The following is an 18,660-nucleotide window of genomic DNA, read 5'->3' on the forward strand; positions in this document are numbered from 1 at the left end:
GCGCGGCCGGTAGGAGCCGTGCGCCCAGGCAACCGGAAGGGATTCGAATGAGTGGCGCAGCCACCGATATTGCCGTCATCGGGATGTCGTGCCGCTTTCCCGGAGTGCACGACCCGGGGGAGTTCTGGCGTCTGTTGGTGGATGGCGAGTCGACCGTCGGCACGTTTCCCGAGCGACGGGCGGTCGACACCGAACGCTCGTCCCACCCGGACGCGGCCACCGTGAACGCGGGTTCGTTCCTCGACGCCATCGACGGGTTCGACGCGGAGTTCTTCGGCACGGGTGCGGCGGAGGCGACCGCCATGGACCCGGTCCAGCGGCTGGGGTTGGAACTCGCCTGGGAGGCCGTCGAGGACGCCCGGGTGCCGGCGTCCGCGCTCGCCGGCCGCGAGATCGATGTCGTGGTCGGCGCCGCGCCCTCCGGATACGAGCTGCTGCGCAAGCTGTCCGGCAGCGACCGGGACGACCACTACGCCGCGCTCGGCTCGAGCGGCGCGTTGATCGCGAACCGGATCTCCGGCCTGTTCGACGTCCGCGGGATGAGCTTCTGCGCGGACTCGGGCCAATCCTCGTCACTCGTGTCGTTGGCGCTGGCCTGCGAGCGGATCCGCGGCGGCGCGGTCGACATGTCGATCGTCGGCGGCGTGCACTTGATCGCCGACCCGGAGGCCGGACTCGGCCTGGCGAATCTGGGCGCGCTGTCTCCCGACGGCCGCTGCTTCACCTTCGACGCACGGGCCAGTGGCTTCGTGCGCGGCGAGGGCGGGGCGTTCGTCCTGCTCAAGCGGCTCGATCTGGCCGTCGACGATGGTGATCACATCTACGCGGTGGTGCGCGGCTGGAGCGTCGGCAGCGCCGGCGCCGCCACCCGGATGCCGGATCCCAGCCCCGCCGCGCAGGCGGCAACCGTACTGTCCGCTCTCGAACGCGCGGCTGTCGCGTTCGACGGTGTCGACTACGTCGAGGCCCATGGCACCGGCACCCGACTCGGCGATCCGGCCGAGATATCCGGTCTGCGCGAGGTGTTCCGGGAAACCGGCCGCAGTCGCCCCCTGGTGATCGGCTCGGTCAAGACGAACGTCGGGCACCTGGAACCGGCCGCGGGCATCGTCGGCTTCGTCAAGGCCGCGCTCTGCGTGGACCGCGCGCGGCTGGTGCCGAGTCTGAACTTCCGGTCACCGAACCCCGCCATCCCGGACTTCGCGGCGGACTTCGAGGTGCTCACGACCGCCCGGCCCTGGCCGAGCGCGCCGGGCCGACCGCGGCGGGCCGGCGTGTCGGCGTTCGGCATGGGCGGCACGAACGTGCACGTGATCCTCGAACAGGCACCCGAGGTGCGCACCGACACCCCGGCCGCCGATGCGGGCCCCGCCCCCACGTCCGAGGTGCTGCCGTGGCTGTTGTCGGCGCGGTCGGAGCCGGCATTGCGCGAGCAGGCCGCGCGGTTGCGCGATCTCGTGGCCGCGGACACGGCGCCGTCGGCGGCCGACGTGGGGTACTCGCTGCTTTCCACCCGGTCGTTGTTCGAGCACCGGGCAGTGGTGCTGGGCGGCGACCCCGCCCAGTCGCGGGCCGGCCTGGAAGTGCTGGCGGCGGGTGGGAATTCGGCGCGGGTGCTGCGCGGAGTGGCCGCGGGTTCGGCCGGTCCGGTCGTCTTCGTGTTCCCCGGCCAGGGCTCGCAGTGGGTGGGCATGGGCCGGCAGCTGTACGCGGAGTCGGCGGTCTTCGCACGCGGAATCGACGACTGCGCACGGGCGTTGGCGCCGTGGGTGGACTGGTCGCTGTCGGATGTGCTGACCGGTGCGGAGTCGGCCGCGGCGCTGGACCGGGTGGACGTGGTCCAGCCCGCGTTGTTCGCGGTGATGGTGTCGTTGGCGCGGGTGTGGCGATCCCTCGGCGTGGTCCCGGACGCCGTGGTGGGCCACTCGCAGGGCGAGATCGCCGCGGCGTGCGTGTCGGGCGCGCTCTCGCTGGAGGATGCGGCCCGGGTCGTGGCCGTGCGCAGCCGGGCCCTGGTCGAGCTGGCCGGCTCGGGCGGGATGAGCGCGGTGTCCGCGTCTCCCGAATGGGTTCGGGACCGGTTGCGACAGTGGTCCGGGCGGCTGTCCACGGCAGCGGTCAACGGGCCGACGTCGGTGGTGATCTCCGGGGAGGACGAGGCGCTGGACCGGTTCGCCGCGCTGGCGGCCGACGACGGTGTCCGGGTGCGCCGGATCAAAGTGGACTACGCGTCGCACTCGCACCACGTCGAACGGATCCGGGCTCGGCTGCTCGCGGCCACCTCGGGTCTCGCGCCGCGGAAGTCGGACGTGGAGTTCCACTCCACGGTCACCGGAGGACTGCTCGAGACACACGTACTCGACGGCTCGTACTGGTACGACAACCTGAGCTCGACGGTGCGTTTCGGCGAGGTCGTCGAGCACCTGATGCGGGATCGCGGTGGGGTGTTCGTGGAGGTCAGCCCACATCCGGTGCTGGAGGTGGCGATGGCCGAGACCGCCGACGCGCTGGCGGTCTCGCCACTGGTGGTGGGCACCCTGCACCGGGACGACGGGAGCGCGGGCAAGGTCCTGGCGTCGCTGGCCGAGCTGCACGTACGTGGTGTGCCGGTGGACTGGGCGGCGGTGTTCGCCGCGTACCGGCCGCGCCGGATCGACCTGCCGACCTATCCGTTCCAACGGCGGCGCTACTGGCTGACCGCACCCGAGGACACCGCCGGCACCGACCCGGGGTCCGGCGCGCGGGCGAGTGGACCGGGCCCGAACACCGGTGCGGCGGGCCTGGATTCGGAAGCGTCGGTGCTCGATCTCGTGTGTGCCGAAACGGCCGCGACGCTGGGCGTGGGCGACCCGGATCCCACCGGCGCCGAGCTCGCGGCGAGGTCGACCGAGACCTTCAAGGACCTGGGCTTCGACTCCTCGATGGCGGTGCGGCTGCGCAATCGGCTCACCGCGGCGGCCGGAGTGCGGCTCTCGGCCACCGTCGCGTTCACCTACCCCACTCCGCGCAAGCTCGCTCGACACATCTTCTCCCTCCTGGAGCCGGAGCCGGAACCGGAATTGCCGGACGCCCCGGGAGCGGCCGAGGAGACGACTGCGGAGAGCCGCAGCGACGACGATTTGTACGCCTTGATCGACCGCGGATACGTGTAGCAACACCGTTCGTCCAAGCAACAGTTGGGGGAGGCCTTGGTGGAGGACGTCGACAAGCTCCGGTCGTACCTGCGACGCGCGGTCGGCGATGCGCAGACCCTGCGCGAGCGGGTGCGCGAGCTGGAGGAGTCCGCTCGCGAGCCGATCGCGGTCGTGGGCATGGGGTGTCGTTTCCCGGGTGGGGTCGGCTCCCCCGAAGGACTGTGGGACGTGGTGTCCGGCGGCGTGGACACGATGGGCGACTTCCCGTCGGATCGTGGGTGGGACGTCGAGGCGCTCTACGACCCGGACCCCGAGGCGCACGGGAAGACGTACACCCGCTCCGGTGGATTCCTGCTCGATCTCGCGGAGTTCGACGCACCGTTCTTCGGGATCAGTCCGCGCGAGGCGCTGGCGATGGATCCCCAGCAGCGGTTGATGCTGGAGACCTCGTGGGAGGCGCTGGAACGGGCCGGGATCGACCCGACCGGGTTGCGCGGTTCGACGACCGGGGTGTTCACCGGGATCTACGCGGTCGACTACGGCCCGCGGATGGGCGGCGGGGCGGCCGGCGAGGTGGAGGGTTTCGCGATCGCGGGGACGTACACCAGCGTGGCCTCGGGCCGGGTGGCGTACGTACTGGGCCTGGAAGGTCCCGCGGTGTCCGTGGACACCGCGTGCTCGTCGTCGCTGGTCGCCGTCCACCAGGCGGTGCGGTCCCTGCGGTCCGGGGAGTGCGCGCTGGCACTGGCCGGTGGGGTGTCGGCGCTGCCGAGTCCGGGGTTGTTCGTGGAAGTCGCCCGGCAGCGGGGGTTGTCGGCCGACGGGCGGTGCAAGTCGTTCGCGGAGACGGCCGACGGAACCGGCTGGGGCGAGGGCGCGGGCGTCCTGGTCCTGGAACGGTTGTCGGACGCGCGCCGCAACGGGCGGCGGATCCTGGCGGTGATCCGGGGCTCGGCGATCAACCAGGACGGCGCGTCCAACGGGTTGACCGCGCCGAGCGAACTGGCGCAACGACGGGTCATCCGCGCCGCCGTGGCCGACGCCGGGCTGTCGCTCGGCGAGGTGGACGCGGTGGAGGCGCATGGCACCGGTACGAAGCTGGGCGACCCGATCGAGGCGGAGGCGCTGCTTGCCACCTACGGGCAGGACCGGGACCCCGGCCGCCCGCTGTGGCTGGGCTCGTTGAAGTCGAACATCGGCCACACACAGGCCGCCGCGGGTGTCGGCGGGATGATCAAGATGATCATGGCGCTGCGCAACGGGGTGTTGCCCAAGACGTTGCACGTGGACCGCCCGACCCCGCATGTCGACTGGTCGACGGGGGCGGTGGAGTTGCTGACGGAGGCCCGCGAGTGGCCCGGCGCGGCGGAGCGGCCCCGGCGCGCGGGCGTGTCGTCCTTCGGAGTCAGCGGCACCAACGCGCACCTCATCCTCGAGGAGGCACCCGAGGCCCCCGAGGCGGCGCAGGTCCTGGCCGGCCCGGCGGCGGACTCCGCCGGCGGTCGGGTCGCCGACGGCCTCCCCGGGGCGGTGCCGTGGGTGTTGTCGGCGCGGTCGGCGGAGGCACTGCGGGAGCAGGCCCGGCGACTGCGGGACGGCGTGGCCGCCGATCCGGAGCTGCCGATCGTGGGGGTGGGGCATGCGCTGGTGGCCACCCGATCGGTGTTCGAGCACCGCCAGGTGGTGATCGGCGCGGACCGGGATGCGCTGCTCGCCGGCCTGACCGCCGTGGCCGAGGGGACCAGGCCGCCCGCCGGGGTGGTTTCCGGTATCGCGAAGCCGGTCGGCAAGACGGTGTTCGTGTTCCCCGGTCAGGGGTCGCAATGGGTGGGCATGGGGCGGGAGTTGTACGCGTCGAGCCCGGTCTTCGCCGAGCGGCTGCGCGAATGCGCGACCGCGCTGGAGCCGTGGGTGTCCTGGTCGTTGATCGACACCGTATGCGGCGGGCCGGAGTCGGCGGACCTGGAGCGGATCGAGGTCGTCCAGCCGGTGCTGTTCGCGGTGATGGTGTCGCTGGCGCGGGTGTGGGGTTCGCTGGGGGTGACCCCGGACGCGGTGATCGGCCACTCCCAGGGGGAGATCGCCGCGGCCTGCGTCGCCGGCGCGCTGACCCTGGCCGATGGGGCCAAGATCGTGGCCCTGCGCTCCCGACTGCTGGCCACGACCACCCAGAACGGCGGCATGGCCGGGATCGTGGCACCGCAGGCCCGGGTACGCGAACTGCTGGAGCCGTGGCAGTCGCGGGTCGCGGTCGCCGCGATCAACGGACCGTACTCGACGACCGTCGCGGGCGAGGCCTCGGCGGTCCGGGAACTGGTCGCGGTCTGCGAGGCCGAGGGCATTCGGGCGCGCTGGATCCCGGCGAGTGTGCCCGGACACTCGCCGCTGATGGACCGGTTCGAGGGCCCGCTTCGGGACCTGCTGGGCCCGATCACCCCGGGGTCCTCGCCGGTGGCGTTCCACTCGACGGTGACCGGTGGGCGGCTCGACACCACGGAACTGGACGCGGCCTACTGGTTCCGCAACATGCGGGAACCGGTGCAATTCGAAATCGCGATGCGGAGCCTCCTCGATGCGGGGTACGGCACGTTCGTCGAGGCCAGTCCGCACCCGCTGCTCACGATCAACATCCAGGACATGCTCGACTCCACCCCCGATATCGGCGGCGTGGTGGTGGGTTCGTTGCGCCGGGGCGACGGCGGGCCGGCGCGCTTGTACCGGTCGGCGGCCGAGGCCTTCGTGGCGGGCGTCGCGGTGTCGTGGCGGACGGTGTTCCCCGATCGGCCCGACCGGTGGGTCGAGTTGCCCACGTACGCCTTCCAGCGACAGCGCTACTGGCTGAACACACCCACCGAGGGCGGCACCGAGAGCACCTCGGACCACCCGCTCCTGGACGCCGTGATCGATCTGCCCGACGACGGGGAGCGCGGTGCGGTGGCGGGCAGCGGGCGGCTGTCGGTGCAGCGCCACCCGTGGCTCGCCGACCACGTGGTGCACGGCGCCGTACTGGTGCCGGCCACGGTGTTCGTGGAGCTGGCGATGTGGGCGGCGGGCAAGGTGGGCTGCGACGTCGTCGAGGAACTCACCCTGGAATCCCCGTTGGTGTTGTCCCGGACGGCCGATCGGGAGATCCGCGTCGTGGTCGACGGCAAGCGGGTGGTCACCGTGTACTCACGGGGTGCGGGCGAACCCGAGTGGGCGCGGAACGCCGTCGGCGTGGTCGGATCCGACACCGGTGGCACCCGTCGCGACGACGACCTCCTCGAGTGGCCTCCCGCCGGCGCGGTCGGCGTGCCCGTGGCGGACGAGTACGCCAGGTTGGCCGCCCTCGGGTTCGGCCACGGGCCGCTGTTCCGCGGACTGAAGCAGGTCTGGCGTCGCGACGAAGCCCTGTTCGCGGAGCTGGAGTTGCCCGCGCCCGACGGCACGGATCGGGGCCGGTTCCGGATCCATCCGGCGTTGCTCAACGCCGCGTTGTTGCCGATCGGCCTGGGGCGGATCGTGGACAACTCCCGACCCGAGGGCTGGCTGCCGCTGCGCTGGACCGGGATCCGGCTGCCCGCCGCCGAGCCGACCGGATTGCGCGTCCGGCTCATACCCGCCGGGGAGAACACGCTGTCCGTGGCCATCGCGGACCGGTACGGAGCACCCGTCGGCGGCGTCGATTCGTTGAGTCTGCGGCCCGCCGACGTGGAGAAGTTGACCGAGCTGAGCTTCGACCACCAGGACTCGCTGTTCCGGGTGGACTGGGTTCCCCTCGCGGTCCCATCCGGGCCGGCGGCGGGCCGGTACGCGGTGCTGGGCGCGCCCGAGGAGTTCACCGCGTCCCCCATACCGACCGAGGCGGTCTTCGCCGACCTCGACCAACTCGCAGCTGCCGGCCGGGCGATACCCCCGCTCGTCATCGCCGGCATCGACCGGGCGGGCGCGGATGTCGGCGACACCCCCGCCGTGGCCGAGCGCAACCTCCACCGGGTGCTGCGCTGGACGCAGGGCTGGCTGGCCGACGACCGGTTCGCCGAGTCGCGCCTGGTCATCGTGACGCGGGCGGCGATCCACGACGACCAGGTTCCGCACACCGACCCCGCGGCGGCCGCGATCTGGGGATTCGTACGCACCGCGCAGACCGAGAACCCGGGCCGGTTCACGCTCGTGGACACCGACGGCCGGCCCGCGTCGTGGGCCTGCCTCCCGGCGGCGGCCGAAACCGGAGAACCGCAGTTCAAGATCCGGGGCGGCGTGGTGACCACCCCTCAACTGGCCCGCGTGCCCGGCCGGTCCGCCGGTCGCGAGCCGTTCGGCGCGGTGGCGGACGGTTCGGCGCCGGCCTCCGGGACGGTGCTGATCACGGGCGGTACCAGCGGCCTGGGGGCGATGTTGGCCCGGCATCTGGTGGCCCGGCACGGGGTGCGTCGGTTGTTGTTGACCAGTAGGCGGGGGCCGGCGGCTCCGGCGGCGGCCGCACTGCGCGCGGAGATGACCGCGGCGGGGGCCCGGGTCGAGATCGTGGCCTGCGATGTCACCAGCCGCGAGGCGGTCGCCGAGCTGATCGCCGCGGTGCCGGACGAGCACCCGCTGACCGCGGTGATCCACTGCGCGGGTGTCCTGGACGACGGGGTCGTCGAGGCGTTGACCGAGGAGCGCCTGGACTCGGTCCTGGCGCCGAAGGTGCGCGGCGCCTGGCATCTGCACGAGCTGACCAGGCACCTGGGCCTGTCCGCGTTCGTCCTGTTCTCCTCGATCGCGAGTGTGCTCGGCACGGCGGGACAGGCCAACTACGCGGCGGCCAACGCGTTCCTCAACGGGCTCGCGGAAGCCCGCCGGGCCGCCGGGCCGACCGCCGTCTCGTTGTGCTGGGGCTACTGGGCGGAGCGCACCGAGATGGGCGCCGACCTCGGCGCGGCGGACATCGTGCGCCTGCAACGACAGGGTGTGCGGCCGATGGCCTCGCCCGAGGGCCTCGCGCTGTTCGACGCGGCGATCTCGCGGGACGAACCGGTACTGGTGCCCGCGCGGCTGGATCTGCGGGCGCCGGGCGCGTCGCCGGCCGGCCGGCCGGGTTCGCCGCTCCTGCGCCGTCTGCTCGGGACACCCGCCGAACCCGGCGGCCCGGCGAGCGCGGGTTCGGAGGCCGGCGACGGCACGATCGCCCAGCGGGTGCGGTCGTTGCCCCGGGCCGATGCCGAGGCGCTGCTCCTCGATGCCGTGCGGGCGCAGACCGCGATCGTGCTCGGCCTCGCCGACACCACGAAGGTCGGTCCCACGGTGGCTTTCCGCGATCTGGGCATCGATTCGCTGATGGCGCTGGAGTTGCGGAACAAGCTCGCGGCGGTGACCGGCTCGAAGTTGTCCGCGACGCTCGCGTTCGACCACCCGAACCCGACCGCCCTCGCCCGGTTCCTGAACGCCGGTATCCACCCCGACGCCGGTGCCGACCCGGAAACCGCGGCCGATCTCCTGGCCAAGGAGATCGAAGGACTGGGCGCTCGGCTGGAGGAGACGTTCCTCGAGCTCGGGGCGCGGGACAAGGCCTCGATTTCCGCGCTGCTGGGCGAACTGCAGGGCCGAGTCCGGTCGATGGTGAGCGATGGATCGCCGGTCGGCATCGTCGACCGGATCAGTTCGGCCTCAGCCGGCGAGCTTTTCTCGCTGCTGGACAAAGAGCTCGGCTAGGGGAGAGCGATGACGAACGACAACAGCGCCGATGTGCTGGACTACCTCAAGCGGACCTCGATCGAGCTGCTCGACACCCGCCGGCGGTTGCGGGAGCTGACCGAGGCCGCCGCCGAGCCCATCGCGATCGTGGGTGTCGCCTGCCGCTACCCGGGTGGGGTGACGTCGCCGGAGGCGTTGTGGGAGCTGGTGCGCGCGGGCGGGGACGCGATGTCCGAGTTCCCGGACGACCGCTACTGGGACCTGGCGGCGCTGTCCGACCCGGATCCGGATCGGCCGGGCACCTGCTACTCGCGCTTCGGTGGGTTCCTGCACGACGCGGGTGATTTCGACGCCGAGTTCTTCGGGATCAACCCCCGCGAGGCGCTGGCCGCCGACCCGCAACAACGGTTGCTCCTGGAGACCTCGTGGGAGTCCCTGGAACGAGCCGGTATCGATCCGCACACCCTGCGCGGCAGCGACACCGGCGTCTTCGCCGGTGTCGCCTACTTCGGGTACGGCAACCACTTCTTCACCCCGGAGACCATCTCGGGCTACGCGCAGACCGGTTCGCTGTTGAGCGTGGCCTCGGGTCGGGTGGCGTACTCGCTGGGTCTGGAGGGCCCGGCGGTGTCGACCGACACCGCGTGCTCGTCGTCGCTGGTGGCCGTGCATCAGGCGGTGCAGTCGTTGCGGCAGGACGAATGCGCGCTGGCCCTGGCCGGGGGCGTCACCGTGATGGCGACGTCGCAGGTGCTCCGGGAGATGTCGCGGCAGCGCGGCCTGGCGGAGGACGGGCGCTGCAAGGCGTTCGCGGACGCTGCGGACGGCACCGGCTTCGCCGAGGGCGCGGGCGTGCTCGTCCTGGAACGGTTGTCGGCGGCCCGGCGCAACGGGCGGCGGATCCTGGCGGTGATCCGGGGCTCGGCGATCAACCAGGACGGCGCCTCCAACGGGCTGACCGCGCCGAACGGACCGGCCCAACAGCGGGTGATCCGGGCGGCGTTGGCGAACTCCCGGGTGGCGGCGGGCGAGGTGGACGTGGTGGAGGCGCACGGGACCGGGACCACGCTCGGCGATCCGATCGAGGCGCAGGCGCTCCTTGCCACCTACGGGCAGGACCGCGACCCCGACCACCCGCTGTGGCTCGGGTCGTTGAAGTCGAACATCGGCCACACCCAGGCGGCGGCGGGCGTCGGCGGCATGATCAAGATGATCATGGCGCTGCGCAACGGGGTGTTGCCCAAGACGTTGCACGTGGACCGCCCGTCGACGCACGTGGACTGGTCGGCGGGGGCGGTGGAGTTGCTGACCGAGGCCCGCGCGTGGCCCGCTGCGCCGGGCCGGCCCCGGCGGGCCGGGGTGTCCGCCTTCGGCGCCAGTGGCACCAACGCGCACCTGATCCTGGAGGAGGCGCCCGAGCCGGAGCCGGCGCCCGACGCCGCCGATCGGGTGCCGGGCGTTGCCGGGGGATTGGTGCCGTGGGTGGTGTCGGCGCGGTCGGCCGGGGCGCTGCGGGCGCAGGCGGCGAGCTTGCGCGAGTTCGCCGCCGCCGATCCGGGCCTGGATGTCGCCGACGTCGGCTGGTCGTTGGCGTCGAGCCGGGCGCGGTTCGAGCATCGTGCGGTGGTGCTGGGCCGGGATCGGGACGAGTTGCTGAGCGGTCTGGCGACGTTGCGCGACGGCGCGGAGTCCGCCGCGGTGGTGCGCGGAATCGCCGAGGAACCGGGCGGCGTGGCCTTCATGTTCCCCGGGCAGGGGACACCGTGGGCCGGTGCGGCGCGGCAGTTGTACGACACCTTCCCCGTCTTCGCGCGCAGCCTCGACGAGACCTGTGCCCACTTCGACGCGCACCTTCCCTTCGCCCTGAAGCCCCTGCTGCTGTCCGACGAGCCCGCCGAGGGCCGAGCCGATCGAACGGACATCGCCCAGCCGGCGCTGTTCGCCCTGCAGGTCGCCCGGTACCGGCTGCTGACCCGGTACGGCCGGCCGCCGACCCACCTGATCGGCCACTCGATCGGCGAGATCGCCGCCGCCCATGTCTCCGGAGTCCTCGACCCGGACGCCGCGACCAGACTGGTCGCCGCTCGCGGACGGGCCATGCAGACGGTCGGCGAGCGCGGCGCGATGCTGGCGGTACGCGCCTCGGAAGCCGATGTGCGCGCCCTGCTTGGCGGCTACGACCGCGTGGGGATCGCCGCGATCAACGGCCCGGAGTCGGTGGTGGTCTCCGGCGCCCGCGACGAGGTACACGAACTCCGGGACCGGCTCGTCGCCGACGGCACGTCGGCGAAGCTGCTCGACGTCGGTCATGCGTTCCACTCCCCGCTGATGGACCCGATCCTGGCCGAGTTCGCGGCTTCGATCGGCGAACTCCCGGCCGGCCGACCGTCGATCCCGGTCGTCTCGACCAGGCTGGGCCGCGAGGCCACGCTCTCGGAGTTGACGTCCGTCGCGCACTGGGTGAGCCATGTCCGCGAACCCGTCCGGTTCTTCGACGCGGTGCAGTGCGCCCGTACGGCCGGGGTGAAGACCTTCCTCGACGTGGGGCCGGGCGCGACCCTGGCGAGCATCACCAAGGAGGCCTTCGCCGCCGAGGGGGTGGCCGACGCGGTGGTGTTGTCCTCGTCCCGGCGGGGTCGCGGGGCGGTGGAGACGCTGATCGGCGCACTGGCCCAGGCGCACGTGCGGGGCGACGTGGTGGACTGGGGCGCCCTGTTCGGGGCGCGCCGGCGGGTGGACCTGCCGACCTACGCGTTCCAACGGCAGCGCTACTGGCTGGACTTCCTGGCCGGGACGGGGTCGGCGGACGTGGCCTCCGCCGGTCTCGCGGCTTCGGCACACCCGCTCCTGGGCGCCGTCCTTGAGCACCCCGGCACCGACGAGGTGGTGTTCACCGACCTGTGGTCGCTGCGGACCCACGCCTGGTTGGCCGATCACGCCGTGTTCGGCGCGGTCGTGGTGCCGGCCACGGCTTACCTCGATCTGGCCCTGTCCGTGGGCGACTTCGTCGGGTGCGCCGCGATCGGGGAACTCTCCCTGGAAGTTCCCTTGGTGCTGCCCGACTCGGGCGACGTGCAGGTGCGGGTGGTCGTCGGCGCGGCGGACGAGGCGGGACACCGCGCCCTGGATGTGTACTCGCGCCCCGGCCCGGCGGAACCGGCGGTGGGCGAGCGCACGGTGGGCGGCTGGACCCGGCACGCGACGGGGAGTCTGGCCCCGAGTACACGGCGGCCGGCCGGGCGGACCGAGGACGCGCCGGCACCGGCCGCGTGGCCACCGGCCGGGGCGCGGCGGCTCGACATCGACGATCTCTACGACACCTTCGCGGACGCGGGCTTCGTCTACGGTCCGACCTTCCGCGGGCTGCGCGAAGTGTGGCGGCACGGTGCCGACCTCTTCGCGCTGGCCGGCCTGCCGGCGGCAGCCGAGGGCTCGACCGGCGGCGGGTTCGCCCTGCATCCGGCGCTGATCGACACCGCGCTGCACGCCGTGGTGGCCGGCGGTGTCCTCGAGGTGGCCGGCGACCGGGGCTGGATGCCCTTCTCGTGGTCCGGGGTGGATCGCGTCGCGGAGTGCGGCCCGACCGTGCGGGTGCGGATCTCCCCGGCCGGCGAGCACGCCGTGGCGGTGGCGATCGCCGACGAGCACGGCCGCGAGATCGCGCACGTCGCGGCGTTGACCTTCCGACCGGCCCAGGCCGAGCAACTGCGGTCGGCGCGCGGCGGGCCCGAACAATCGTTGTTCGAACTGGACTGGCGACCGGTCCGGCCGAGCGAGCCGGAAACCCACCACGGACCGTGGGCCGTGCTCGGCGCGCAGCCCGGCCTGGCCGCTCGACTCACCGAAGTGGGCGGCGAGAGCGCCGTGTTCCACGCGTCCCTGGCCGATGTCCTTGCCGGCGACGTACCCCGCCACCTCGTCCTGTGCCTGGACGACCTCGTCGTTGCCGACCCCGATCTGCTCGCCGAGGTCGGCGGTACCGACGCGCGCGTGTTGGATTGGGTGCAGCGCTTCCTCGCCGAGGAGCGGTTCGCCGAATCCACGCTGGTGGTGCTCACCCGCCTGGCCCTGGACACCGGCGGCGGGGAGCGCGTGGAAAGCCTCCCCGGCGCGTCCGTATGGGGCCTGATCCGCTCCGCCCAGACCGAGCATCCCGGCAGATTCCGGCTGGTGGACGTCGACGACGCGGACACCTCGTGGGCCCGCTTCCCGGATGTGCTGGCCCTCGGCGAAGCCCAACTGGCCCTGCGCGGCGGCGCGTACCTCGTCCCCCGGATGACGCCGACCGCACTCGCGAACAACCGGATCGAGCCGCCGGCCGTCGGCGCCCACCGGCTGGGCATCCCGAACAAGGGGACGCTGGAGAACCTGACCTGGGTGCCCTGCCCCGAGGTCGAGGAGCCGCTGACCAGTGGGCAGGTGCGGATCTCCGTGCACGCCGCCGGGCTCAACTTCCGCGATGTCACGATCGCCCTGGGACTGGTGGAGCGAACCGCCCTCGATGCCGGGATCGGCGGCGAGGGCGCCGGCACCGTGCTGGCGGTGGCGGACGACGTGACCGAACTCGCGCCGGGCGACCGGGTGATGGGCATCTTCCCCGGCGCCTTCGGCCGGGTGGCGGTGGCGGATCACCGCCTGCTCAGGCCCATCCCCGACGGGTGGAGCTACGCCGAGGCGGCGTCCGTACCGGGCGCCTACCTCACCGCCTACTACGCGCTCTTCCACCTGAAGCAGTTGGAGAAGGGGCAACGTATCCTCATCCACGCCGCGGCGGGCGGCGTCGGGATGGCCGCCGTGCAACTGGCGCAACACGTCGGCGCCGAGATCTACGGCACCGCGAGCCCGACCAAGTGGCCCACCCTGCGCGGCATGGGACTGGACGACGAGCACCTGGCCTCGTCGCGGGATCTGGACTTCGCGGCGAAGTTCCTGGATGCCTCCGGCGGTCGCGGCGTGGACGTCGTGCTGAACTCGCTCGCGCACACCTTCGTCGACGCCTCGCTGACGCTGCTCCCCGAGGGCGGGAGCTTCATCGAGATGGGGAAGACGGACATCCGCGACCCCCGACAGGTGGCGGCCGATCATCCCGGGGTCGACTATCAGGCCTTCGACCTCTACGAGGCGGGCCTGGACCTGATCAACGAGATGTTCCGGGCCGTCATGGAGCTGTTCGCCGACGGGCGGGTACGCCCGAACCCGATCTCGGTCCGGCACATCCGCGACGCGCGGGCCACGTTCCGCGAGATGAGCCAGGGCCGGCACATCGGCAAGCTGGTCTTCGACCTCGGCGACGGCTTCGGCGGCGGGACGGTGCTGGTCACCGGCGGGACCGGGGGCGTGGGTTCGCTGGTGGCGCGGCACCTGGTCACCGAACACGGGGTGCGGAGCCTGGTGTTGGCGAGCCGTCGGGGTATGGCGGCCGACGGAGCCGCCGAACTGGTGCACGATCTGGAGGGGGCGGGCGCGGCCGTTCGGGTCGTGGCGTGCGATGTCGCGGACCGGGCCGCGGTGGCGGACCTGCTCGCGGACCTGCCCCGGGAGTATCCACTGACCGCGGTCGTGCACGCGGCGGGTGTGCTCGCGGACGGCACGGTCGAGTCGCTGACCGCGGAGAGCCTCGACCGGGTGCTGGGCGCCAAGGTCGGCGGCGCGATCAACCTGCACGAGCTGACCGGGGAACACACCCTGACGGCGTTCATTCTCTTCTCCGCCCTCGCGGGCACGCTCGGCACCGGAGGGCAGGCCAACTACGCCGCGGCGAACGGGTTCCTGGACGGCCTGGCGGCCCGGCGCCGGGCGTCCGGCCTGGTCGGTACCTCGCTGTGCTGGGGCTGGTGGGAGCAGCGCAGCGGGATGACCGAGGACCTGGACCTGGTCGACCTCTCCCGGATCCGGCGGATGGGCGTCGCCGAGATGCCGACAGCCGAGGCACTGGCCCTGTTCGACGCGGCGTACACGATCGACAAGCCGGTCCTCATCCCGGCCCGGGTGGACCTCTCCGCGCTGCGACACCGCACCGCCGACGAGGTGCCGCTCATCCTGCGCGACCTGGTCGAGAACGGCCGTCCATCGCGGAAGAGGACGACCACGACCGGGGACGGCGGCCCGCTCGACCTGCCCGCCCGGCTGGCCGGCCTGGCCGCGGGCGAGGCGGAGGCGGTCGTCCTGGACTGGATCCGCGACCAGGTCGCGATCGTGCTGGGACACCCGGCCGGCACGGTCGTCGACGCCGACCAGGCGTTCACCCACCTCGGCTTCGACTCGCTGACCTCGGTCGAACTGTGCAACCGGCTGGCGTCCGCGACCGCCCTGCGCCTGCCGTCCACGCTGGTCTTCAGCTACCCGACACCACGCGAGCTGGGTCGACACATCTTCGACCTGCTGCGTCCCGCGGCGCGCTCGGAATCGGCGGCGGGCGAGGGCGAGGACGCGCAGATCCGCGAGGCATTGCGCACCGTGTCGATCGACAGGTTGCGCGACGCGGGCCTGCTGGAGTCGGTGCTCGCGTGCGCCGACCCGTCCGGGTCGGCCGCCGACGAGCCGGTGCCGGGCGCGGACGCGGCGGAACTGGCGGCCCTGGACCTGGCAGCACTCGTCGACCTGGCTCTGGATGAGAGGGGCAAGTGACCATGAACAACTCCGCGGACGGCACGGCGGATGGCGGGGATCGGGTCGCGCGGGCGCTTCGCACGCTGTTGGAGGAGCGCGACCGCCTCCGGCAGGAGAACGACGCCCTCAAGGCCGCCCGGGTCGAGCCGATCGCCGTGGTGGCCATGGCGTGCCGCTACCCGGGAGGCGTGTCCTCGCCCGAGGGGCTGTGGGACATGGTCCGCGGCGGCGTGGACGCGGTGGGCGAGTTCCCGGGGGACCGAGGGTGGCGGGACCTGTACGACCCGGATCCCGACACGGTCGGCGCCTCGTATGTGCGGCACGCGGGATTCCTGACCGACGTGGCCGACTTCGACGCGGACTTCTTCGGTATCAGTCCGCGTGAGGCGTTGGCGATCGATCCGCAGCAGCGCCTGTTGTTGCAGACCTCGTGGGAGGTCTTCGAGCGGGCGGGCATCGTGCCCGCCGAGGTGCGCGGGACCGACGTCGGGGTCTTCACCGGGGTGAGCTCGTCCGAGTACGGCTCGCGCTTCCTGGAGGGGGGCAGGCCCGAGTTGGAGGGCTACCTGATGCACGGGAGCGCGCCGAGCGTCGCGTCCGGCCGGGTGGCCTACGAGCTGGGGTTGACCGGGGCGGCGGTGAGCGTGGACACGGCGTGTTCGTCCTCGCTGGTGGCCCTGCACCTGGCGGTGCAGTCGTTGCGGTCGGGGGAGTGCTCGCTCGCATTGGCGGGCGGGGCGTCGGTGATGTCGACGCCCGCGATCTTCGTGGAGTTCTCCCGACAGCGCGGGTTGTCGGCCGACGGCCGGTGCAAGTCCTTCGCGGACGGCGCGGACGGGACCGGCTGGGCCGAGGGGGTCGGGGTGCTGCTCCTGGAGCGGTTGTCCGACGCCCGCCGCAACGGCCACCCGGTGCTGGCCGTCGTACGCGGCAGCGCGGTGAACCAGGACGGCGCCAGCAACGGGCTGACCGCCCCCAACGGCCGCGCCCAGGAGAAGGTGATCCGCCGGGCACTGGCGAACGCGGGTGTCACGGCGGCCGAGGTGGACGCGGTCGAGGCGCACGGCACCGGAACCGTATTGGGGGACCCCATCGAGGTGGGCGCCCTGCTGGCCACCTACGGGCCGGACCGGGTCGAGGACCGACCGCTGTGGCTGGGGTCGATGAAGTCGAACATCGGCCACGCCCAGGCCGCCGCCGGCGTCGCCGGGGTGATCAAGATGGTGCTGGCCATGCGCCACGGCTTCCTGCCCAAGACGTTGCACGTGGATACCCCCTCACGGCACGTGGACTGGTCCACCGGCGCGATCGAACTCCTGGTGGAGGGGCGCGAGTGGACCCGGGCGGACGGTCCGCGCCGGGCCGGGGTGTCCTCGTTCGGGGTCAGCGGCACCAACGCGCATGTGATCCTGGAGGAGGAACCGCCGCCGCCGGCACGGCCGGACGAGCGCGGTCCGCACTCGGGCGTGGTCGGCGGACTGGTGCCGTGGCTGGTGTCCGGGAAGAGCGCCGCGGCCGTGCAGCGGCAGGCGGGCCGGCTGTGCGAGTTCGCCGCGGCCGAGTCGGGCGCCGACGTCGCCGACGTCGGCTGGTCGTTGGTGTCGAGCCGGTCGCGGTTCGAGCATCGTGCGGTGGTGCTGGGCCGGGATCGGGACGAACTGCTGAGCGGCCTGGCGTCGTTGCGCGACGGCGCGGAATCCGCCGCGGTGTTGCGCGGTGTCGCCGGGGACCTCGGCGGGGTCGTCTTCATGTTCCCGGGACAGGGCTCGCAGTGGGTCGGCATGGGCCGGCAACTGTACGACGCCTTCCCGGTCTTCGCGCGGACCCTGGACGAATGCGCCGCCGCGTTGGCCGAGTGGGTCGACTGGTCGCTGCTGGATGTGGTGCGCGGTACGGCCGGGGCACCGACCCTGGACCGGGTGGACGTGGTGCAGCCGGCGTTGTTCTCGGTGATGGTGTCCATGGCCGCGCTGTGGCGGTCCTGGGGCGTGGCACCGGCCGCGGTGGTGGGGCACAGCCAGGGCGAGATCGCCGCCGCTTACGTGTGCGGCGCGTTGTCGCTGCGCGACGCCGCCCGGATCGTCGCGCTGCGCAGCCAGGCCCTGGTGGGTCTGATCGGGCACGGCGGGATGGCGTCGGTTGTGGAGTCCGCGGATCTCGTCTCGGCACGGCTGACTCCGTGGCACGACCGGGTGAGCGTCGCCGTGGTCAACGGACCCCGCTCGGTGGTGGTTTCCGGGGAACCGGACGCACTGGACGAATTCGTCGAGAAGATGACCGCCGAAGGTGTTCAGGCCCGGCGCATATCCGTCGACTACGCCTCGCATTCACCCCAGGTGACCCGGGTCCGCGACCAGGTGATCGGCGCATTGTCCGAGGTGCGCCCGAAAACGTCGACACTGCCCTTCTATTCGACCCTGCACGGCGAAAAAATCGATACCGCGCGGCTGAACGGCGAATACTGGTACACGAATCTGCGGGAAAAGGTGCTCTTCGAATCCGCCGTCCGGCGGTTGGTCGACGACGGCTTCCGGACGTTCATCGAGATGAGCCCGCACCCCGTGCTGACCGTCCCGGTGCAGGAGATGGTCGAGGACCTGGACGACGCGCTGGTTCTGTCGTCGTCCCGCCGGGATCGGGGCGAAGTGGCCTCCGTGGTCGGCTCGTTGGCCCAATTGTCGGTGCGCGGCGGGGCGGTGGACTGGAGTGCCCTGTTCGGCGCGCGCCGGCGGGTGGAGCTGCCGACGTACGCGTTCCAGCGGCAGCGCTACTGGCTGAACTCCGCACCCGTGGCGGTGACGACCGAGGCGCCCGCCACAGACCCGCTCGTCGACGACGACCCCTCGGACCTCCTGCCGGACCGGCTCGCCGGCCTCTCCGCCGGTGACGCGCAGGCGCTGGTCCTGGACCACGTGCTGGCCAAGGTCGCCGTCGTGCTCGGCCACGCCTCCGGTGAAACCATCGACCCCGACCAGGAGTTCCGCAACATCGGCTTCGACTCGCTGCTGTCGGTGGAACTGAGCAAGCGCCTGGCCGCGACGACCGGCCTCAAACTGAGGGCGAACGTGGCGCTGCGGCACCCGACTCCGAGACTGATCGCCGGCCACATCGTGTCCTCGATGGCCGACCTCGGTCCGCGGTGAACGCACCGGGCTCCGGGCCCCATTTCGCCCCGCGGGAGCGTCCCGTCGGCGGGACACCGCCCGTTCGACCGCGGCCGGCCTGTCCCGGCACCCCGTTGTCTTGACCGGCTGATCCACTT

At 72.6% G+C, this 18,660-nt stretch carries 3 protein-coding genes and 1 pseudogene; all 4 read left to right on the top strand.

The genetic code is table 11. The features are described from left to right. Positions 1–47: 47 nt before the first annotated feature. The 4 genes and pseudogenes from ABIA38_RS37390 (at position 48) to ABIA38_RS37405 (ending at position 18,541) form a co-directional block, all read left to right on the top strand. Positions 48–3,152 (top strand): type I polyketide synthase, encoded by a 3,105-nt coding sequence (locus ABIA38_RS37390; RefSeq protein ID WP_424643433.1) that lies wholly within the window; start codon positions 48–50, stop codon positions 3,150–3,152. A 45-nt stretch (positions 3,153–3,197) separates the two neighbouring features. Next, a pseudogene (locus tag ABIA38_RS37395) lies at positions 3,198–8,807 on the top strand (SDR family NAD(P)-dependent oxidoreductase); the annotation flags it as partial. 9 nt (positions 8,808–8,816) lie between these two features. Further along, positions 8,817–15,416: an SDR family NAD(P)-dependent oxidoreductase gene (locus ABIA38_RS37400; RefSeq protein ID WP_424643434.1), complete on the top strand. Its 6,600-nt coding sequence runs from the start codon at positions 8,817–8,819 to the stop codon at positions 15,414–15,416. Between the two features lie 2 nt (positions 15,417–15,418). Next, positions 15,419–18,541 carry a type I polyketide synthase gene (locus ABIA38_RS37405; RefSeq protein WP_424643435.1) on the top strand — a complete coding sequence of 1,041 codons (3,123 nt, stop codon included), beginning with the start codon at positions 15,419–15,421 and terminating at the stop codon, positions 18,539–18,541. The last annotated feature ends 119 nt before the right edge of the window (positions 18,542–18,660 follow it).

It is taken from the genome of Embleya sp. AB8 (genome assembly GCF_049739465.1).
In the GTDB taxonomy this organism is placed as follows: domain Bacteria; phylum Actinomycetota; class Actinomycetes; order Streptomycetales; family Streptomycetaceae; genus Embleya.

What these genes read in the sequence shown, in the direction of transcription:
- ABIA38_RS37390 (WP_424643433.1), top strand. Translation starts at nt 48, where the DNA reads ATGAGTGGCGCAGCCACCGATATTGCCGTCATCGGGATGTCGTGCCGC.
- ABIA38_RS37400 (WP_424643434.1), top strand. Translation starts at nt 8,817, where the DNA reads ATGACGAACGACAACAGCGCCGATGTGCTGGACTACCTCAAGCGGACC.
- ABIA38_RS37405 (WP_424643435.1), top strand. Translation starts at nt 15,419, where the DNA reads ATGAACAACTCCGCGGACGGCACGGCGGATGGCGGGGATCGGGTCGCG.